Here is a 20,041-nt window from a genome sequence, read left to right as displayed (position 1 = left end):
CATACTAGATTCTGTTTTTTTCAACAACAATGCAATAGTTTTCATGTGTCCATTATTTCTTTTTAATTGCCACATGGAACTCGCTGTTCGAGTCATTCTTCTGTGTGTGAGCGATTTTCTCATACTCGTTTCATGTATTTATAATTTGTTTTTCAATGGCCACATGGAACACGCTAAATAATCATCCGCCTGTGGGTCAATTTCCCTGACATGGATGTTTCATCTTCTCTAAAAAGCAGCCAATAAATTATTATATTAGCTGCTTTTAAAGAAAATAATCAAACGTTATTTTACTGTAATACCAATTTTAATTCCATCATAACTCACTGTATAGATTTCGTAATTATTTGCGCTTTTCGAATTGATAACAGGTGTATAAAAGTAAAAATCAAACCTCCCCAAATAGTCATCACCCTCATTCCACGATCGAGTTACAGAAGTCTTCTCAGTACGAGAATTTGTATGATTAAAAGCTGCTGAAATTTCAGTTTTTGATACCCCTATGTCTGTCTTCCTATTACCTGAAACAGTGCCATTATGTGATCTAACAGTTGTGTATTCATAAGTAAGTGAAACCTTCACATCTACATCTTCCTCATATAAATGTATTGTGCGAATAGAACCTTCATTAGCTAAATTCCATGGACCCATATTACCCTCCTTATCAAGATCTTTCAAGTAAATTTTTTTAGCCTTCATTGATTCGACATCTACTGCATGGGCATAATGGGCTCTTTTTCGCCAGCTTGCATTTCGTGCTTTCCATGTTCTGTATTCAAAATCCCATAAGTCCTTAGGCTTAATACTCGCATAAAGAGGAAGTTTATTAGATTCGTTTGACTTAATTACATCAAACCTGAAAACGAAATAATTTTGACCCCAGATTTTATCATATATAACGTCTAAATCAGTCTCAGGACTTGTTTCCGTTCTCCATCCATCACCATTTCTATGATCAGGATCTGTCGAATCTACAAAACGCTGATATGTGGATGGAGGTACTTCAAAATAGCAAATGTATTCACTAATTGAGTGATCAAAATTACCAGTCCTATTGTTCGGCGTAAGACCATAATAGATAAAATCTCTTTGAAAAGCCTTTTGTCTTATACTTCCATCATTTGCATAAAAATGATTCCACGAGTCAATGGCTCTGGATCCTAAAACATCAACTCGGTTAGTTGAAGATTTCAAAATAGGATTACCATTACTTACGTTTCGACCATCAAAGTTTGGAGATTTAAATTCAATGCTTTTTACTCCTCCACTTTTAAGGTCTTGTTTAGGAATTTTCACGTGTTTATTTTGATTAACAACAAAAACATGAAAATCAGGAATTATATCCTTTTTTAAATCAATTTCTGCATCTCCATTAAAATAAAGAGTATTAACCAATTCTCTTATTACCGCCACAGGTGTTTCGTCATCTTCAATATCTAACTCTTCCGGGAAGACTTCAAAAAAATGAAGCTCAGGAATTAAAATATTCAATAACGGCACATTTCTCTCAACTTGATCAATAACTTCTTCCGAAGAATAAGATATTAAAATGTCTCTAAAAGACTCATCCCCGATTAATTCATCACTCACCAAATAATACAACACATTGTAGTTACAATCAAACTGCTTAAGAGCTTCATTTTTCAAAAACTCACGTACATCTTTTCTTTCGTGCACTGCTTTCGATAATACTTTGGCAAATTCCACCAAATGTTTTTCTGTATCAACTACCTCTTCAAAATCAGGATTCTCATGATTAAAATTATTATCCAGCTCATTATCACTACACCCAACAAAAATAAATACTCCCAATAAAATCAATAAATTAAATTTCTTCATAACTTTGTAAAATTAGTGGGGCTGCAACCCCGTTAATAATTATTACTTGGCGTCCGGTCTCGGTTTCGGGGTCGGACGTTCTTTTTTTGCCCCGCATAAAAAGGCGTACTGTGCTTCCGCCATTTTAAAATCACTGTATAGAAACTACTTACATTACCAGAGATATAGGTATTACAGATTAATTTAAACCATTTTTAATTAAAATCATCCAAACACTTTCAAAAAGGTTAACATCTTATATACTTACTGAAGATGTAGGATTTAGATGTTTATTGAAAGATTTTTTTTGTGAAGGGCAATACCCGAATTAAGGGGGAAGCTAAACCCCTCCTCATAACTTCCAATAAAGATTGATTATCTCCTGTATCATGAAGTGAAAAATGTTTTGATCAGGAGTCGTTGAAGCAAAAATAGGTGAAGTAAGCCTGCACAATGAAGTAGTGCAAAGCAAGGAATTGAGAGACATTATTATGTCTGCGAAAGCGAGGGTTAAGGCGCATACTATAAATTAATTAAGGCTAAAAAGAAAACTCTAAACTCCATTGACGTCCTAGAATATCCTTTTCATTGTGCAAAGAAAAAAAAAAAAAATAAAAGACAAATAACTAATCATCCTGATTTGCCCTTTTCTGAAAAAATCATTTTAAATGGAAATACTCAACAACCTTTTTAGTGCTTTTTCGGCACTACCTGCCATCAACGAGTCTCTTGCCATCTCCAGGCAACTATCTAACGCATAATCAGGATTAAAACAATGAATGGCCATGGCCGCATTTGCAATAACCGCGTTGTTTTGCGCATCGGTACCTCGGCCCTCAATCACCGAAGTGAAAATTTTAGCCGCTTCCTCTACCACATGCCCACCCTCGATCTCGTGGGGCGCATTCACTCTGAGGTTCAAATCAGCCGGCGTCATCAGCCGCTCCCCTTTTTGGGTTATGACCTTAAATGGTGCTGTAAGCGAAATTTCATCATAACCATCGATGCTGTGAATGATAGCAAACCTTTTGTTACCCTGCTGATAGATATACTGATACAAACGGGCCAACTCCAAATCAAAAACGCCGACCAACTGACTTCCGGGGTTGGAAGGATTAACCATTGGCCCCAACATATTAAAAAAAGTTTTGATTCCCAGTTCACGGCGAATAGGGGCCACCGCCTTCATGGCTGGATGAAAAAGGGGAGCATGGAGAAAACAGATGCCTGCCTCATCCAACTGCCGGCGCAGAAGGTCATTGTCGGTGGTAAACCGATAGCCCAAATACTCCATCATGTTGCTGGAACCACAGCCCGAACTAACTCCATAGTTGCCGTGTTTGGCTACTTTAACACCTGCACCTGCCACCACAAAAGAGGTTAGCGTACTGATATTAAAAGTGTTCTTTCCATCGCCTCCGGTGCCACAAAGATCGATACAGTCGTAGCCCGACAAATCCACAGACCGGCAAAGATCAAGCAGCGCATCGCGAAAACCGGAAAGCTCCTCAACAGTAACAGGGCGCATCATAAAAACAGATAGAAAAGCCACTACTTCCGACTTGGAGTAAACCTCACCCGCAATGTTTACAAGTATTTCGCGAGCCTCATCATGGCTCAGGGTTTGGTAATCAAATAACTTCTTTAATATAGGTTGTAACATGATTCTAAACATTTTAGAGGTGCAAATGATATCAGATTAACTATTAAGCCAGTTACTAATCATCTCTTTCCCAAATTCTGTAAGTATGGATTCCGGATGAAATTGCACCCCGCGCACATCATACTCCTTATGCCGCAAACCCATTATCTGTCCCTGACTGTCGCGTACTGTCACCTGAAGTGTATCGGGCAAATCGGCATCGTTCACCACCCATGAGTGGTAACGTCCGGCCAGAAACTCAGTAGGCAGAGATTTAAAAAGCAACTCACTGTTGTCGATTACCTTCACAGGTGTGGCCACACCATGGTAAACCTTGGACAGATTTAATATTGAACCGCCAAACACTTCGGCAATGGCCTGACAGCCCAAACATACTCCCAGAATACTGTGTGTAGGCCCCAGATGATGAATGAGTGGTTTCAGGATTCCTGCTTCATCAGGAATGCCAGGACCCGGCGAAAGAACAATCTTGTCGTAAGCGGCAGCTTGCTCAACAGTAATCTGATCATTTCTAAAAACATCAACCTCATGACCAGCCAGCTCTTCAAGGTAATGTACCAGATTATAGGTAAAAGAATCGTAATTATCGAGAACTAATATTTTCATATCAATGGTATTAAGCACAATTATAATGTTAAAACTCCCGGGCCAGCTCAATGGCTTTTTTTAATGCCCCCAATTTATTATTCACTTCATTGAGCTCACTCACATCGCTGCTTTCTGATACAACACCGGCGCCAGCCTGATAAAAAAGGGTGTTGTCCTTACTTAAAAAGGAGCGTATGGTAATGGCTTGATTAAAACTACCATCGAGGCCAAGTTTTCCGATACAGCCGCCATAGAAACTACGCTGATGTGGCTCATACTTGTTTATCAGCTCCATGGCGCGAAACTTTGGAGCTCCTGATAAGGTGCCTGCCGGGAACGTATCACCCATTACTCTGGGCACCGAAGAGTTTGGCTTAAGCTTGCCATTTACTTCAGAAACCATGTGTAACACATGACTGTAATACTGAATTTCCTTATAAGTTTTCACAGTCACCCCCGTGCAGTTACGCCCCAAATCGTTGCGCGCCAAATCAACGAGCATCACGTGTTCGGCATTTTCTTTAGGGTCTTTGGCAAGAGCTTCGGCTAGTTCCAGATCTTTCATGTCATCTCCGGTACGTTTGAACGTTCCAGCAATGGGGTTGATGGTTGCAACACCTTTCTCTACTACTAACTGGCTTTCGGGCGAAGAGCCAAAGAGACGATAATTCCCATAGTCGAAAAAGAAAAGGTACGGTGATGGATTGATGTTGCGCAAAGCACGATACACATTAAACTCATCACCGGTAAAACGTTGCGTAAATTGACGCGACAACACTATTTGAAACACATCACCCCTAAAACAGTGCTCCTTCCCATTATTTACCATCTGACGGTATGCATCATCGGTAAGTGGTGAGCGCTCATCGCCATCAGGTAGAAACCGGAAAGAAGGTACTGTCCTATTCTTGAGAATATTTAGAAGAGAGGCGAACTGCGAGGCTTCTCCATCCATCAGATGTTCCACCAGATAGAGCTGGTTCGTAAAATGATTAAAAGCAATTACGCATCGATAAAGATGGTAGCGCATATCAGGAATTGCATTTGGCGCATTAGGATCTACATCCAGTTTCACATCCTCAAAATAGCGCACTGCATCATAAGTGGTGTAGCCATAAAGTCCTGATGCAGGCACAGGGCATGCAGCACCATCGGTTTTTAACCTGTTTACAAATCCTTGCAAAATATCAGTCAGCGACTCTTGAGCAGGCAGTTGTGTCACCTCCTCTTGCCCGTCGGGATATCGGCAGAGTACTTTTTCATTGTTAACGATAAAATCGGCAATGGGGTCAAAACAGATAAAAGAGAGCGAATTGTTGTTTCCGTGATAATCTGAACTTTCGAGCAGTACTGCGTTGGGGTAAAGATCGCGCAGTGTCAGATAAATGCTTACGGGCGTAACCACATCGCCAATATGAGGGGGAATCCGACTGCAATTAACTTTTAATTGAAAGGCATTCATATTTTATTTTTTAAGGATTTTGGATTTATTAAAAAGCAATAAAGGCTTGCCGGGAGTCCGACAAGCCTTTATTGGTATTTCATTTGTATTTCGCAAATGGTCAATAGGGCATCGCTTCACCTCCCGGTAAAAAGGGTTGAAGTACGCCACCACCAATTGTTATTGCGAAATGTTGTTTTCATGATTTCTGTCTCTAATTGTTATGCAAGTTTATGTAATGATTTTTTAAATTCCAAATCATTATTCTTATATTTTTTCAACGTCATACTACAATTTAAATCAAAAAAACATCACTAACCCATGATTATCAGCACGATTTCTTAGTCTGAAAAAATTATGACAATTGTCACAATCCCAAGCTTCCTCATTCCTGACAGAACTCATGACTTAACTGTTTTTTTTGCCTATCACTGGTACTATTTCACAAGTGATTGCAAAAAGTACCATTCACGCCCAAATCGATTTACTTAAACAACATAGGTACAAACTCTGAAAGATACAAACGCCAGTTATCCCAAGTATGTCCGCCTTCGCTTTCGCGATATACATAAGGCATTTGAATGGCATCAAGCATCTCACGGTATTTTACATTTTGCTCAAAAAGAAAATCTGTTTTGCCCATTGCAATCCAATACAACTTATATCCATTGTTCTTTTGCTTGATGAGTGAGCTTTCCCAGTTGCTATAAACTTCAGAAGTTGCACCCTCTGGAGGAAAGATAGCAGCTGAAAAGAGGCCAATGTAATCAAACATATTGGGGTAATGTCTGGATATGTGTAAAGAGTGAAACCCACCCATCGACAGTCCGGAAATGGCTCTGTGCGACTTTTTATTTACCACTCGGTAGTTACTTTCAACAAATCGGATAACATCAATAAATGTTTCTTCCATTTTGCCATCCATGGTGTTTGGCAACTGCATGGTGGGCTTCACAAATCCAAGAGCAGACTCTCCCGGTGCAGCCTCCTGAGCCACATTGCCATTGGTCATCACAACAATCATCGGCTTGGCCTTACCACTGGCAATCAAATTGTCAAGAATTTGAGAGGTACGCCCCAAAGCCATCCATGCCTCTTCATCACCGCCCATGCCGTGTAATAAGTACAACACAGGGTATTTTTCCTTTCCTGCCTCATAGCCTGGTGGCGTGTAGATGGTTATCCTCCTGTTCATATTATTACCGGGCGAGTTATACCATCTCCGTGTAACACTGCCATGAGGAACAGACTGCACCTTATATAAGTCACCTTGACCGCCACCCACTATAAACACATTGGTTAAGGTAGCCACATCACGAATAAGATATACATTAGAAGGGTCATTGAGTCTCAGACCATCCACAAAAAATGAGTATCCATACAAGTTGGATGCAAGCGGTAGGGTGGTATGCTGCCAAACGCCATTATCCCCTTTTTCCAGTGCTACGGTGCCCGGCACCCACCCTTCGGAAGGCAACCAATCACCGGTTAATTTTACCGCTTGAGCGTCAGGAGCAAACAACCGAAAGGTGACTGATTTATCAGCATTTATCTCCGGAGAAACAATTTCTGACCCTCCCCATAACGCCTGTTGCGAAAGGAGTGAAAAGCCCATAAAAAACTGAACTACAAACACTAACAAAAGAACTTTTTTCATACAATATTATTTATTTGAGATTTGAATTCAACTGGCAACACAGCTAAAAATGTGGTAAGGAAACTAAATCACAAGTTACAAAAAACATCCATCCGAAAAACAATTAAATTCAAAAGTTAAAACACCTGCATCACACAAGGCAAATCATCAATCCGGCGTATATTTAAAATACAATTAATGGAAAATAGAACATCATCAAGCAGTTCCAAAAAAAAACTACACCAGGCCACAAAACCAAAATATAATCAGATGATTTGAACGATTTTATCTGCAAATGCGTTTATTTTGGATATTGAAAGAAAAACGCTAATTTTGAAACTTCTAAATATCTAACTTTATAAATACGTCTTTAAAAATATTTACTGCTATGAAGACCAAAATATGGTTATTACCACTTTTGCTGTTGCTTGCAATGCCACGCCTTGATGCACAGGTGTTGGAACCGGTAAAATGGACTTTTTCGGTAAACCGCCTGAATGACACAACTGTTGAAGTCATTGCAGAAGCAACCATCGATAACAATTGGCATTTATATTCAACTGAAATACCCGACGGAGGGCCCATTGCCACATCACTCAACATTAACCCATCCGACGACTATGTGCCAACGGGTTCACTTCAGGTTTCTCCCGAGCCAAAACCATCATTTGATGAAGCTTTTCAGATGGAACTGGGCTATTTCTCTAAAACGGCACGCCTGGTTCAACAAGTAGAAATCAAAGGTGACCTTCCGGTGACCATTTCAGGATACGTAGAGTTTATGGCTTGTGACGACCATCGCTGTCTGCCACCCGACCACGCTGAATTTGAACTCAAAGTAACCTCTGAATCTGCAGCAGCCCCATCAATCGAAGCGATACCGGGTAATGACTCCGATTCGGACAAAGAGAGCGCCTGGGGGATTTTCTGGCTCGCTTTTTTAGGAGGATTGGCAGCCCTGCTGACACCCTGCGTATTCCCGATGATACCACTTACTGTGAGTTTTTTTATCAGAAACGCTGACAATAAAGCAAAGGCGCTACGCGATGGATTTGCGTATGGCGCCACTATCATTTTTGCCTATGTGTTTCTGGGACTGGCGATTTCGGTTATTTTTGGCGCCAACGCACTCAATGCCATGGCTACAAGCCCCCTCTTTAATATTATATTCTTCGGATTGTTGATATTTTTTGCAGCCTCATTTTTTGGCGCATTTGAACTTACCATGCCGGCAAAGTGGTCCACAGCCCTCGATAGTAAAGCTGACAAAGCAGGAGGGTTAATTGGCGTTTTTTTAATGGGTCTGACCTTTGTTTTGGTTTCATTCAGCTGTACCGGACCAATAGTTGGCACGCTGCTGGTAGAAGCAGCCATAGGAGGCAACATGTTCTCGCCGGCCATTGGCATGTTGGGGTTTAGCGTTGCCCTGGCCATTCCCTTTACACTTTTTGCTATCTTCCCCTCTGCCATGAAGTCACTTCCAAAATCTGGTGGATGGATGAACTCGGTTAAAGTTGTGTTAGGCTTCATCGTACTTGCCTTCTCACTAAAGTTTCTTTCGGTGGCCGATGCGGTTGGTCAGTGGGGCATTCTGGACAGAGAGGTATTCATCGTTCTCTGGATAGCCATATTCTTGTTGATGGGTCTCTACCTTATAGGAAAGATAAAGTTTTCGCACGACAGCGATTTGCCTTACCTAAGCGTACCACGACTGATGCTGGCAATTTTGACCTTTTCATTTGTTTTTTATCTGATTCCGGGTCTTTTTGGCGCACCGCTAAAAGCTGTGAGTTCATTTCTTCCCTCAATCGTTACGCAAGACTTTAATCTGAGTCAAAACTTCACGTCATCTGCCGGGCAGGGACAAAAAACACTTTCACTCTCCGGAACAAGCTTAAAGGAAGGGCCATACGGGTTGATGAAATACACTGATTACGAAGAAGGCATGCAGGCTGCCCGTGAAGCTGGCAAACCTGTATTTCTGGATTTTACCGGACTTGGGTGCGCCAATTGCCGGAAGATGGAAAATTTGGTTTGGTCTGACAACACTGTTCGCAACATGTTGGCCAACGATTATGTCATCATTTCCCTTTATGTTGACAACCGCGAACAACTCCCTTTAGATGAGCAATACGTATCAGAAACAACCGGCCGACGCGTTAGAACAGTTGGAAATAAATGGAGCGACTTTCAGATTGCCCGATACCAAAACAACAGTCAACCATTTTATGTACTTATAGACCACAACGAAACTGCACTCGCTGCTCCACGAGGTTATAATACAGACATACCCGCATTTGTAAGTTGGTTGCAAATGGGATTAAGCGACTACTCAAACTAACATAATTATCTAAAACTAATAAAACACCCCGGCATAAATTATTCTGCCGGGGTGTTTTATTATGGGTAAAGCACAAATAATAGTCGCCCATGTAGTGCATTTAATGTAACAATATGCTCAGTTAATAAAAATGCCACATTCAATAATTGGATAATATATCATTTCTATCATACATTTACCCACATATTATCATCTAAGAGCACTATATAATTGTACTATGCTAAGACACTTACTACTTCTGTTGATATTTATGCTGATTGCTTCTTCATCCTTTGCACAGATTGATTTTGGCAGCCTGGATGATGAGCAAATCTACAGACCGACCAACAAATACAATACATGGTCGGTAACGGTTGGTTATGGACCGGTGATATACTATACCGATATCGTTGATTACACCATCTTCCCCGAACACAACCTCAAGTTTGGCCCATCGGCAGCTATTACAAAGCAATTTGGTCGCTCCTGGGCGGTTGAAGGTCATTTTCTGATGGCCGACATGTACGGACAGAAATACAGACGGTATTTTGAAGGTGATTTCAGAGAGGTAACGCTTAACGTGAAAGCCTATCTGAACCAGCTCATTTTCAACGGACCAATGCGCGACAGATGGAACCTATATGCCAAAGTAGGGATAGGCGTGAATGGCTTTAGAAGCACTATGCGAAGCCTTGGCGTATTGGAATATTATGATGGACAACCAATTGGCGTCATTCTTGAACCCGGTGAACTCATCACCGTGGGCTACTTTGATCCGGTGCGCCAAGGGTATCCAAATGCTTATACCGGATGGAATTCCACAGATTATCTGGTAATGGGCTATAAGCGAGAAAATGAATCCTATCCGCCACTACAAAAAACTTCGCGCCAGACAGAACTCATTGTGCCCGTTGGTATGGGCGTAAGATACAGACTCAACAAAAGTTTTGACCTGGGTATTGAAACAACACTGCGTAACCTGATGGCTGACAATCTGGACGTGGATATGACCGGAGCTGACAACGACTCCTATCTCTACACCTCCGTTTCGCTCACCTACAAAATAGGCAAGAAAAACAAACGCCATGCCTCCTGGACTTACAAAGATTTCAATCTGGCATACGAACGTCAGCGTGAACGCGACCCGCTTGTACAACGTCTGGATTCATTACGAAAACAACTGGATCATCTGGCAACCAGAGATACGGCGGTATCTGACACAACCTTTATCTCAACACAGGAGTTGTTTAAAAACGAATCATTCTCAGTTTCGATATTCTTTGACTTTGACAAAACCGAAATCAACCAAACCGGTCAACGTTCATTGGCAGGTGTAGCACGATTCATGAGAGACAACCCGGATGCAAAAATGTTAATTCTTGGATATACCGATGACCGTGGAAGCGAAGAGTACAACCTTAGATTGAGCCAGCGACGAATAAGCGCAGTCAGAGACCTGCTCGTGAAAGACTTTGGCATCAGTGAGTCAAGATTTACGATTGATGCCAGAGGCAAAAACGAATTGTTATCGGATACCAGAAGACTGGCACCTAGAGGTGTTCACATGGTTAATCGCCGGGTAGACATTATCTTATTAAACGATTAGAATCCAGGCAATCGCCATGACCCACATCTGAATCAACCTCCCATAACAAGGCAGGTTTTTTCAGAAATCAGGAACATTGATTAAAGAGAACCCGGACACGACCAAACTAAAAACAGATGAAGAGAACCATATTCTGCTACCTCTTTTTTATTATTTGTTTAGGCCAGCTAACGGCTCAAATCAGGCTGACCGATACTCGGGACATCAGCGAGAAGATGCGTTATTCTGTTGAAAAGAGATTTAACTCATGGGCACTTACCGCTGGTTATGGCCCGGTAATTATGCACACCGATATCAGTGACTACTCCTTTTTCCCAAAAAGCAACTGGAATTTTGGCCCTACCATCATCCTGAGCAAACAACTGGTGCCACCGCTGGCCATTGATTTGCAATATATGTTCAGCGAGATGTATGGTGAAAAGGACAAGTACTTTTTTGAAGGAGACTTTAGAGATATCAGCCTGAATGCCGTATTATATATCAATCAGCTTGGTGCCAGACCAGGGCCTGTAAACCATGTTTGGAACTTCTATATTAAAGCAGGAGCCGGAGCAAACTATTATCGCAGCGCACTCAAATTCAAAGAAACGGGTGATTTTGTGTCTGGCACGGAATTTAACCTGCCAAATCACTTCATGGTAACCGGCTACGACAGGTATAGTCCTGAAGAAGAAGTTAAAAGAAAACGAGACATTGTGGTGCCTGTTGGAGGAGGTGTACTCTACCGCATAAACGAGCATTTTGATGCTGGAGTGGAAACAACAATGCGCCTAACCACTACCGATCATCTTGACAACATCCTTACTGGTTCAACTAATGACCGTTACTTTTATACCACGGTGAACCTCAGTTATAAAATAGGTAAAAAAGACAAGCCGCACATGCGCTGGACTTTCAGAGGCCTGGGGATGAATCTTCTGGGACGGCCGCGTAAAGATATGCTAAGAGAGGAGATTCAACGGATGGAAGACGAAATTCAAAAACTCGCCTCCCAACCACCAATGGGTAGAGACTCCGTTGTGATACAAAACACATTGACAACAATTTACGAGACAGTTTACATCAAATCTCTGTTTTTCAAACCCAATACAGAGATATCCTTCAGCATAGAAGATCAAATTTTGATGGCCGAAATAGCGGTGCTCATGAAACACAATCCCGAAAAAGAATTGCAACTGTATGGTTACGTTGACCCCGAAGACAAGGGGGATCACTATGATACAAGCCGGGCTCAGTGCGAAAAAGTGCTTGACTATCTGGTAAACGATTTGGGAGCAAACCCCAATGCAATCCGTATTTTTCCCAGAGGAAGTTCCGATGCATTTGTTGGTTCTGAACTGTCGACCTCACAAATCAGGCGAATGGCCAACCGAAGGGTAGATATGGTTTTCAGAGAATAATCTTTTCTTTTTACCCAAAATGGAAAGCAGTCCCTTTAACGTAAGGAGACTGCTTTTCTTTTTTCGGTTAACACGAACAGAATTCAGAGTTACATGTTAGTTACCAGACAATACATTGTAAAATATGGACACCAAACAAGGAATCTTGCTCTTTGATGGCTATTGTGTTCTATGCAGCAATTTTATAGGCATAGTGATACGAAAGGCAGGTAAATCGCTGAGTATTGTGCCCATCCAGTCCCAAGCAGGACAAGAAATTTTGCAAAAACAGATGCTTGCATTAATGCCCGACGAAGTAATACTATTATGTGAAGGCAAAATATATAAGGGCGCAGATGCAATCATTCATCTGATGCGTTCCTTAAGCGGATGGATGCCTGTTGCAGGGGCAATTGCTGCAATGATGCCGCGTGGCCTGCGAAACAAACTTTACCGACTGATTGCAAAGAACCGCTATCAATGGTTTGGGAAAAGAGACATCTGTTATATACCACCATCAAATGGGACACACTAAATCTCCATGTCCAGTTTGCCCTGTTGGTCTTCTCTATACTTTTGAGCCAGCAAAGCTAAAAACTTACCAAACTCCTGAACTGCATTTAATGTACCGATGCTTATCTCACGACCCTGTAACTTAAGCAGAAAAACATTATACAAAGCGCCGAGCATCAACTCTATATCGTTGGACGGCTTTGGGTTCGTAACTCCTTCCAGCTCTCTCAGAAAAGACTCTATTTGCTGAAAACGCACATGATAGGAGATGTGCGCAGGCGATTGAAGCAATCTTCCATGCAAAGTATTCAATTCATTGATGGTATTTACAATAAACTGTAAGTGCCCCTTAGCCTCCTTTTGCTCCAACTTCATCATTTCAACCAGGTTCTCCCACCAATCTGTTACTTCCTGAATTTCGGATTTGGCAAGACTATAACCTGATATAACATTGGCCTTAATACGATCCATGTCACAACCATTGGCGCGAATCAAATCCTCAACCTGCCACATATAAAGCACATATTCAGCAACATTGTCGCGTTTCTTTTGTCTGGCTGTATACATAATAATATCTTCAATTAAAACAATCTACTGAACATTAATCGTCCGATTCATAACCACTATCAAAGAACCCATCCAAATCGCGCCTTTCCTTTTTGGTGGGTCTTCCCAAGCCACGTCCACGGTTCATGGTATTTGCAATCTGCGTAAGTCTCAGAATTTCCAGCTCCTCAGCAGGTGTCACCTCTTTAATGAAATCGGGTGTCAACTTTGCGCCCATCCGCTTTTCGGCCAACCCTATTACCTCATACTGGCGCATAATGGGCGGCTCCTTAATTGCAACAACATCGCCTTTTTTAACCACCCGTGAAGATTTAACAGGTAATCCGCCCATCATCACCTTCCCTTTTTTGCAGGCCTCAATGGCCAGACTTCGGGTTTTAAAGAGTCGTACTGCCCACAGAAATTTATCGATTCGAACAATTGATGACGCTTCCATAGAACGAGCTATTTATTGTTATACAAGTTCATAGTACGTGCCGTACCAATGGTCGCAAAGCTCTTAATCATTTCATGTGCCACATCAAATCGTAGTGGCAACGTGTCCTCTTCGAGTCTGTCCCATCGTCCTAACACATAATCCACCTGATGTCCTTTGCGAAAATTATCTCCAATACCGAATCGCAAGCGTGCGTACTGGTTATGTCCAAAAGTTTCCTGAATATTTTTAAGTCCATTGTGACCGGCATCACTCCCCTTTGCCTTAAGGCGCAGTACACCAAAAGGGAGTGCCAAATCATCCACAATCACCAACAGGTTTTCGATGGGCACACTCTCCTTCTTCATCCAGTAATTGATGGCCTTTCCACTCAAATTCATATATGTAGAAGGCTTTAAAAGAATAAAAACCCGCCCTTTATGGCGGAAATTCGCTACCATGCCATAACGTTCGTCTTCAAATGGTACACCTTCGGCCTTGGCCAGCGCATCAACAATATCAAAACCAACATTATGCCTGGTATGGGCATATTCTGAGCCTATATTTCCAAGGCCTGCAATCAGGTATTTCATTTCAGCAGGTTCATTATCCTTTACGGAGGTATTCTTCCGGAATATATTTAACAATCTGCACCACATGGCAAAGTAATAAACAAGGTTATTGATACTTTCTCACTGGCTGTATTAGCAAAAACGCGCATATTGGCTCATCAAAGCGTCAAATAGGCCAGGTGATAAGACACAAAAACCCCCATATAAACATACGGGGGTTTTTGAAAAAATAAAATATCTTAACCTTTCTGCTGCGCTGCAGCACGAGCAGCACGAGTAAGTTTAACAGATACTACCACAGAGTTCTTGGCATTTAAAAGCTCAAGGTTAGGGTATGAAAGTGAACCCACTTGAATACTTTTACCAAGACCAAGGTTTGAAATGTTAACGGTCAGCTCATTTGGAAGATCTTTAGCAAAAGCTTTTACGCGAAGTTTGCGCTGCTCCAACTGAAGTTTACCACCCGCCTTAACACCTTCGGCTAAACCTTCCATCTTAACTGGAATCTCGATAATAACAGGCTTGTCCTCAGAAATCTGCAGAAAATCAGCATGCAACAATCTGTCGCTCACCGGATGAAACTGAAGATCTTTGATAACTGCATCGTAGATTTTTCCATCTACGTTGAGCTTAACAATGTATACCTCGGGGGTAAAAATGAGTTTGTTCAACTCTCTCTCTGAAGCAAAGAAATGAACTACTTCATCGCCACCGTACAATACGGAAGGCACATCGCCATTGTTACGCAACTCTTTGGTAGCGGTTTTTCCAAGATTCTCACGCTTGGCCGCTTTGATTTCAATGTTTTGCATGTTTAATAAATTAAGTTGTGCTACTCAAAATTCAGGTTTCGGATGATGTTTTAACCTTAATTTCCCATCACACGATTTCCCCAAACGGGGCCGCAAATATATGAATTAAATTACAAATTGGGTACTTATCGACTGATAATTATACACCTTATCGATGGTGTCAGAAAACAATTGGGCCACACTAAGCACTTTAATTTTTGACGACTCTCGTTTCAATGGAATGGAATCCGTCACAAACAATTCGGTAAGCGCAGAGTTTTCGATGCGGTCGTAGGCTGGTCCTGACAATACCGGATGGGTTGCAAAAGCACGAACACTTTTGGCTCCTTGCTCCATCATCATCTCTGCAGCTTTGGTAAGGGTACCGGCGGTATCAATCATGTCATCCAAAATGATAACATTTTTACCTTCCACATCACCAATGATACGCATCTCATCAATCACATTGGCTTTTGAGCGGTATTTGTGACAGATGACCATGGGCGTTTCCAGAAACTTTGCATAGGTGTTAGCCCGTTTGGTGCCACCCACATCGGGCGATGCAATTACCAGGTCATCAAGCCCCAAAGACCTGATGTGAGGCACAAAAATGCTTGACGCATAGAGATGATCAACAGGAATATCAAAGAAACCCTGAATCTGATCGGCGTGTAAATCCATGGTAATGATGCGACTAACGCCGGCTGTACTTAACATGTCGGCTACCAGCTTAGCCCCAATGGACACCCTGGGCTGATCTTTCCTATCCTGACGGGCAAAACCAAAATAAGGTATTACAGCCACTATCTTATATGCCGAAGCTCTTTTGGCAGCATCTATCATCATCAGAAGCTCAAAAAGATTATCTGAAGGTGGAAATGTTGACTGAATCAGAAACACATGCGAACCTCGAACGGTCTCTTCATAAGCGGTGGCAAACTCTCCATCGCTGAAATGTATCACGTTTACATTTCCCAACTCACGCCCGGAGCATAAGCTGATTTTTTCGGCAAGATAACGGGTTTGACTTCCGGCGAAAATCTTAATCGGTGCTTTGGGTGGCATTAATCTTCTGTTTATCAGATTTTTATAAAATTAAGCTGTTGTTGCAAAGGTAACAAAAATCATAATTCCTTAAGAGAATAATGACAAGAGATTAACATTGACAACCATATAAATTTCTATTACGGCACAAAACAGGCGGGTTTTATAATAAATAATGAACGATTGGGTTAAAACGCTGCCCTTGATACGTAAATCTAACTTACAAACATCTGGTTCTCCAATAGAACATCAATATAAAAGACACTCTATTTTTCTGATGACTTCCAGATGACATTCAACTCTTTAATAAAATGAAGAATTTCATCACGTCCATCACCGCTCTCCGACGAGGTTACAAAAAACTTTGGCATCTCATCCCACTCAGTCAGCATTTGATTGCAATACTTTTCAACCATGTTGGTCACCTGTCCTTTCTTGAGTTTATCGGCCTTGGTAAATACCATCACAAAAGGCAACTCCAACTCTGCCATCTTCCTCAAAAAGGCCAAATCAATCTCCTGCGGCTCAAGCCGGATATCTATGAGAACGAACAGACAGACCAAATTGGTGCGTGTGGTAAGGTAATCGAGTGTCATTTTCCCGAACACCTCACGTTTGGTTTTGCTTATTTTAGCATATCCATACCCCGGTAAATCTACAAGATACCAGTTATCGTCAATCACAAAATGATTAATAAGTTGAGTTTTTCCAGGGGTAGAGGATGTTTTTGCCAAACTCTTACGTCGGCACAACATATTTATGAGCGATGATTTGCCAACATTTGACCGGCCAATAAACGCATACTCTGGTTTATTTGGCGCCGGACACTTTGCAGCATTCTGATTGCTCGTCAAAAAACGCGCTTCCTTAATCACTTTTTTTCTTGCAAAAATAACGATAGATTCGGTAAATGCCCTATTATTGACAGAACTATCTGTAAAACACATCAAACTCATCCGGCATTTTCCTTAGCTTTTACCTACATTTGCAACACATAACACACAACAAAAATTATTAACACACCTAACAAAAAATGACATCAACACAACTTTATCCTTTAAAGTTTACGCCAATCCTAAAAGATCGGATATGGGGCGGAAATAAACTGGAGACGGTATTAAACAAAAGCCTTAACGGACAATCAGGCATTGGTGAAAGCTGGGAGCTGTCAGGCGTTGACGGAGACATTTCAGTTGTTGAAAACGGTTTTCTGAAAGGAAACAACCTGAGTGAGCTGATTGAAATCTACATGGGCGATCTGGTGGGGGAGCGCGTTTTTGCTAAGTTTGGCACTGAATTTCCACTGCTCATAAAGTTTATAGATGCTCGCGAAGCGTTATCAATACAGGTTCATCCGGACGATAAACTGGCCGAAGAGAGGCATAGCTCATTTGGAAAAACCGAAATGTGGTATGTTATGCAAGCGGAAGAAGGTGCCCAACTTATAAGCGGATTCAATCAGAAAGTTACACCTGAAACCTATGTAGAAGCCGTAAAAAACAACACATTGGAAGATATTCTGGCGCAGCATAAGGTTGCTTCGGGTGATGTGTTTTTTATGCCTGCCGGACGCGTACATGCCATAGGTGCAGGTATTCTTATTGCAGAGATTCAACAAACTTCGGATATTACCTACCGGATTTATGATTTCAACCGCCGCGATGCCAACGGAAACAGTCGCGAACTCCACACCGAACTGGCCGTGGATGCCATTGACTACAAAAAGTACGATAACTATCGCACGGACTATAAGCCACAACTCAACACTGCCGTTGAAGTAGTTAAATCGCCCTATTTCCAGACCAACGTGCTCGAAGCGGAGAACGCTGTAGCGCGTGATTATTATCCTCTGGATTCATTTGTAATTCTTATATGTGTTGAAGGAGAAGCAACCATTACCTATGGCAACAACTTGCATGAAACCATGAAAATAGGCGACACGATACTGGTTCCGGCAGACTTAAGGCAAATCACCATTATGCCCAATGGCAAAACCAAAATACTGGAAACGTTCATGCCAGTGATCTGATTTAGATGTGGTAAATTGTCTTTTAAATCAAAAATTAAAATTTCAGACACCCATCAGATATAATCTGTAATTAATTTGGTGAAAATCATTATTTTTTTTCACCAAATTGATTTGTTTACTATAAATTTGCAACCAATATTGGCCGGAGAATAAATGAAATTCATCCTCTGTCGCCCGGATGCTTTTTGGTTTTCGAGGTATGCAACCTTTCTGTTTTTATAGATGCCTGCCAATGAACCAATAGTTTACAAAACAGTTCTTTAAACAAAAGCGAATCATTTTCACAACGACCATTTAAAAATTAAGTCAAAATGAGAGTAATGAAATTTGGCGGAACATCGGTTGGTTCTGCCGACCGTATGAAAGAAGTTGCAAAACTGGTTCTGGATGGAAAAACCAACATCGTGGTTTTATCTGCAATGGCCGGCACTACAAACAACCTTGTCGAAATCGCCAATTATCTCTATAAAAACAACAACGATGGCGCCAATGAGATAATAAGCCAGATGGAGCGCAAGTATAACAGCGAAGTTGATGCGCTTTATGCTACCACTGACTATAAAGATAAAGGCCGCGAGCTGGTTCGTAACCATTTTGACTACATCAAATCATTCACCAAAGATGTGTTTACCGTTTTCGAGGAGAAAACAATTCTTGCGCAAGGAGAGCTTTTATCCACCGGCATGTTCAATTTCTATCTTCAGGAGTGTGGAATTAAATCTGAACTATTGCCTGCGCTTGATTACATGCGCATCGATAAAAACAACGAGCCTGACACAAGCTACATACGCGAGAACCTGACACGCATTCTGGAAGAGACAGGTAAAAAAGATATCTATATCACACAGGGTTATATTTGCCGAAATGCATTTGGCGAAATTGACAACCTGCAACGTGGAGGCAGCGACTATTCTGCGTCGCTCATTGGTGCTGCCATCGATGCCGAAGAGATTCAGATTTGGACCGATATCGACGGTATGCACAACAATGATCCACGCTATGTGGAAAACACCAAATCAATAGCCGAACTATCGTTTGACGAGGCTGCTGAACTGGCATATTTCGGTGCAAAAATATTGCACCCCACCAGCGTGTTGCCAGCCAAACTGGCCAATATTCCGGTAAGACTCCTCAACACAATGGATCCCAAGGCACCCGGCACCCGCATCTCAGGTACCGAAACCAAAGGCCGTATCACCGCCGTGGCTGCAAAGGATGGCATCACCTCCATACGAATAAAATCGGGTAGGATGTTGTTGGCGTATGGTTTTCTGCGTAAAGTATTCGAGATATTCGAAAGCTACAAAACGCCCATTGATATGGTTACAACCTCCGAAGTTGGTGTTTCTGTTACCATCGACAACAACCGCCATCTGGACGATATTATTGACGACCTGAAGAAATTTGGCACCGTAGACGTGGAAACCGACCAGGTAATAATATGCGTGGTAGGCGACCTGATTAAACAGCACAAAGGATATGCAAACCGCATTTTTGATGCGCTTAAAGAGGTGCCTTTGCACATGATTTCTTATGGTGGCAGCGACCATAACATCTCTTTGGTAGTGGCTGCCGACTACAAAAAAGAGGCGCTAAAGGCGCTTAGTGCAAAACTTTTCTAATCATCATCCGTTTTAAGAAAAACAACCTTAAAAAACA

Annotated in this window: 17 protein-coding genes; 6 read left to right on the top strand and 11 right to left on the bottom strand. The window is 41.7% G+C overall.

The window, feature by feature from the left end:
* Window positions 1–285: 285 nt before the first annotated feature.
* From ALKIM_RS0111030 to ALKIM_RS0111005, 5 genes are all read right to left on the bottom strand, one after another.
* A complete protein-coding gene (locus tag ALKIM_RS0111030; protein ID WP_026474704.1) occupies window positions 286–1,839 on the bottom strand; it encodes a hypothetical protein in 1,554 nt (517 codons plus the stop codon).
* 643 nt (window positions 1,840–2,482) lie between these two features.
* Window positions 2,483–3,481, bottom strand: coding sequence for an anthranilate phosphoribosyltransferase (gene trpD / locus ALKIM_RS0111020; protein ID WP_026474703.1), 999 nt, complete (start codon window positions 3,479–3,481; stop codon window positions 2,483–2,485).
* A 36-nt stretch (window positions 3,482–3,517) separates the two neighbouring features.
* Window positions 3,518–4,087 carry an anthranilate synthase component II gene (locus ALKIM_RS0111015; RefSeq protein WP_026474702.1) on the bottom strand — a complete coding sequence of 190 codons (570 nt, stop codon included), beginning with the start codon at window positions 4,085–4,087 and terminating at the stop codon, window positions 3,518–3,520.
* Between the two features lie 28 nt (window positions 4,088–4,115).
* Window positions 4,116–5,531 carry an anthranilate synthase component I family protein gene (locus tag ALKIM_RS0111010; RefSeq protein WP_026474701.1) on the bottom strand — a complete coding sequence of 472 codons (1,416 nt, stop codon included), beginning with the start codon at window positions 5,529–5,531 and terminating at the stop codon, window positions 4,116–4,118.
* A gap of 463 nt (window positions 5,532–5,994) precedes the next feature.
* The gene (locus tag ALKIM_RS0111005) at window positions 5,995–7,167 is read right to left on the bottom strand and encodes an alpha/beta hydrolase (RefSeq protein ID WP_026474700.1); all 1,173 of its coding nucleotides are present in this window, start codon (window positions 7,165–7,167) and stop codon (window positions 5,995–5,997) included.
* 367 nt (window positions 7,168–7,534) lie between these two features.
* Between ALKIM_RS0111005 and ALKIM_RS0111000 the strand changes: the two genes are divergently transcribed.
* From ALKIM_RS0111000 to ALKIM_RS0110985, 4 genes are all read left to right on the top strand, one after another.
* Window positions 7,535–9,487 (top strand): protein-disulfide reductase DsbD family protein, encoded by a 1,953-nt coding sequence (locus ALKIM_RS0111000; RefSeq protein ID WP_026474699.1) that lies wholly within the window; start codon window positions 7,535–7,537, stop codon window positions 9,485–9,487.
* A gap of 217 nt (window positions 9,488–9,704) precedes the next feature.
* The gene (locus tag ALKIM_RS0110995; protein WP_026474698.1) at window positions 9,705–11,072 is read left to right on the top strand and encodes an OmpA family protein; all 1,368 of its coding nucleotides are present in this window, start codon (window positions 9,705–9,707) and stop codon (window positions 11,070–11,072) included.
* 116 nt (window positions 11,073–11,188) lie between these two features.
* Window positions 11,189–12,472, top strand: a complete 1,284-nt coding sequence (locus ALKIM_RS0110990; protein ID WP_026474697.1) for an OmpA family protein — start codon at window positions 11,189–11,191, stop codon at window positions 12,470–12,472.
* A 124-nt stretch (window positions 12,473–12,596) separates the two neighbouring features.
* Window positions 12,597–12,986, top strand: coding sequence for a thiol-disulfide oxidoreductase DCC family protein (locus ALKIM_RS0110985; protein ID WP_026474696.1), 390 nt, complete (start codon window positions 12,597–12,599; stop codon window positions 12,984–12,986).
* On the opposite strand, the gene ALKIM_RS0110980 is transcribed toward ALKIM_RS0110985, so the two are convergent.
* From ALKIM_RS0110980 to yihA, 6 genes are all read right to left on the bottom strand, one after another.
* Complete coding sequence (locus tag ALKIM_RS0110980) at window positions 12,983–13,531, bottom strand: DUF4924 family protein (RefSeq protein ID WP_026474695.1); 549 nt, start codon at window positions 13,529–13,531, stop codon at window positions 12,983–12,985. The genes ALKIM_RS0110985 and ALKIM_RS0110980 overlap by 4 nt on opposite strands.
* Window positions 13,532–13,565: 34 nt before the next feature.
* Window positions 13,566–13,967, bottom strand: a complete 402-nt coding sequence (locus tag ALKIM_RS0110975; protein WP_026474694.1) for an RNA-binding S4 domain-containing protein — start codon at window positions 13,965–13,967, stop codon at window positions 13,566–13,568.
* Window positions 13,968–13,975: 8 nt separating this feature from the next.
* Complete coding sequence (pth, locus tag ALKIM_RS0110970; protein ID WP_026474693.1) at window positions 13,976–14,539, bottom strand: aminoacyl-tRNA hydrolase; 564 nt, start codon at window positions 14,537–14,539, stop codon at window positions 13,976–13,978.
* A gap of 218 nt (window positions 14,540–14,757) precedes the next feature.
* Window positions 14,758–15,330 carry a 50S ribosomal protein L25/general stress protein Ctc gene (locus tag ALKIM_RS0110965; protein WP_026474692.1) on the bottom strand — a complete coding sequence of 191 codons (573 nt, stop codon included), beginning with the start codon at window positions 15,328–15,330 and terminating at the stop codon, window positions 14,758–14,760.
* A 105-nt stretch (window positions 15,331–15,435) separates the two neighbouring features.
* The gene (locus ALKIM_RS0110960) at window positions 15,436–16,374 is read right to left on the bottom strand and encodes a ribose-phosphate pyrophosphokinase (protein ID WP_026474691.1); all 939 of its coding nucleotides are present in this window, start codon (window positions 16,372–16,374) and stop codon (window positions 15,436–15,438) included.
* Window positions 16,375–16,619: 245 nt separating this feature from the next.
* Entirely contained in the window at window positions 16,620–17,309 is a 690-nt protein-coding gene (gene yihA, locus ALKIM_RS0110955; RefSeq protein ID WP_235714406.1) for a ribosome biogenesis GTP-binding protein YihA/YsxC, read from the bottom strand.
* Between the two features lie 77 nt (window positions 17,310–17,386).
* On the opposite strand from yihA, the gene ALKIM_RS0110950 reads away from it, so the two are divergent.
* Together ALKIM_RS0110950 and ALKIM_RS0110940 are read left to right on the top strand one after the other, a co-directional pair.
* Complete coding sequence (locus tag ALKIM_RS0110950) at window positions 17,387–18,382, top strand: type I phosphomannose isomerase catalytic subunit (RefSeq protein WP_026474689.1); 996 nt, start codon at window positions 17,387–17,389, stop codon at window positions 18,380–18,382.
* A 311-nt stretch (window positions 18,383–18,693) separates the two neighbouring features.
* Window positions 18,694–20,004 carry an aspartate kinase gene (locus ALKIM_RS0110940; protein WP_026474688.1) on the top strand — a complete coding sequence of 437 codons (1,311 nt, stop codon included), beginning with the start codon at window positions 18,694–18,696 and terminating at the stop codon, window positions 20,002–20,004.
* Window positions 20,005–20,041: the final 37 nt, after the last annotated feature.

The organism is Alkaliflexus imshenetskii DSM 15055, from assembly GCF_000517065.1.
Lineage (GTDB): Bacteria > Bacteroidota > Bacteroidia > Bacteroidales > Marinilabiliaceae > Alkaliflexus > Alkaliflexus imshenetskii.
The sequence above is the reverse complement of the archived record's forward strand: the minus strand, read 5'-3'. Positions and strand labels throughout refer to the sequence as shown.

Coding starts and splice junctions, on each gene's coding strand:
- ALKIM_RS0111030 (WP_026474704.1), bottom strand. CDS start 1,839: ATGAAGAAATTTAATTTATTGATTTTATTGGGAGTATTTATTTTTGTT.
- trpD (WP_026474703.1), bottom strand. CDS start 3,481: ATGTTACAACCTATATTAAAGAAGTTATTTGATTACCAAACCCTGAGC.
- ALKIM_RS0111015 (WP_026474702.1), bottom strand. CDS start 4,087: ATGAAAATATTAGTTCTCGATAATTACGATTCTTTTACCTATAATCTG.
- ALKIM_RS0111010 (WP_026474701.1), bottom strand. CDS start 5,531: ATGAATGCCTTTCAATTAAAAGTTAATTGCAGTCGGATTCCCCCTCAT.
- ALKIM_RS0111005 (WP_026474700.1), bottom strand. CDS start 7,167: ATGAAAAAAGTTCTTTTGTTAGTGTTTGTAGTTCAGTTTTTTATGGGC.
- ALKIM_RS0111000 (WP_026474699.1), top strand. CDS start 7,535: ATGAAGACCAAAATATGGTTATTACCACTTTTGCTGTTGCTTGCAATG.
- ALKIM_RS0110995 (WP_026474698.1), top strand. CDS start 9,705: ATGCTAAGACACTTACTACTTCTGTTGATATTTATGCTGATTGCTTCT.
- ALKIM_RS0110990 (WP_026474697.1), top strand. CDS start 11,189: ATGAAGAGAACCATATTCTGCTACCTCTTTTTTATTATTTGTTTAGGC.
- ALKIM_RS0110985 (WP_026474696.1), top strand. CDS start 12,597: ATGGACACCAAACAAGGAATCTTGCTCTTTGATGGCTATTGTGTTCTA.
- ALKIM_RS0110980 (WP_026474695.1), bottom strand. CDS start 13,531: ATGTATACAGCCAGACAAAAGAAACGCGACAATGTTGCTGAATATGTG.
- ALKIM_RS0110975 (WP_026474694.1), bottom strand. CDS start 13,967: ATGGAAGCGTCATCAATTGTTCGAATCGATAAATTTCTGTGGGCAGTA.
- pth (WP_026474693.1), bottom strand. CDS start 14,539: ATGAAATACCTGATTGCAGGCCTTGGAAATATAGGCTCAGAATATGCC.
- ALKIM_RS0110965 (WP_026474692.1), bottom strand. CDS start 15,330: ATGCAAAACATTGAAATCAAAGCGGCCAAGCGTGAGAATCTTGGAAAA.
- ALKIM_RS0110960 (WP_026474691.1), bottom strand. CDS start 16,374: ATGCCACCCAAAGCACCGATTAAGATTTTCGCCGGAAGTCAAACCCGT.
- yihA (WP_235714406.1), bottom strand. CDS start 17,309: ATGAGTTTGATGTGTTTTACAGATAGTTCTGTCAATAATAGGGCATTT.
- ALKIM_RS0110950 (WP_026474689.1), top strand. CDS start 17,387: ATGACATCAACACAACTTTATCCTTTAAAGTTTACGCCAATCCTAAAA.
- ALKIM_RS0110940 (WP_026474688.1), top strand. CDS start 18,694: ATGAGAGTAATGAAATTTGGCGGAACATCGGTTGGTTCTGCCGACCGT.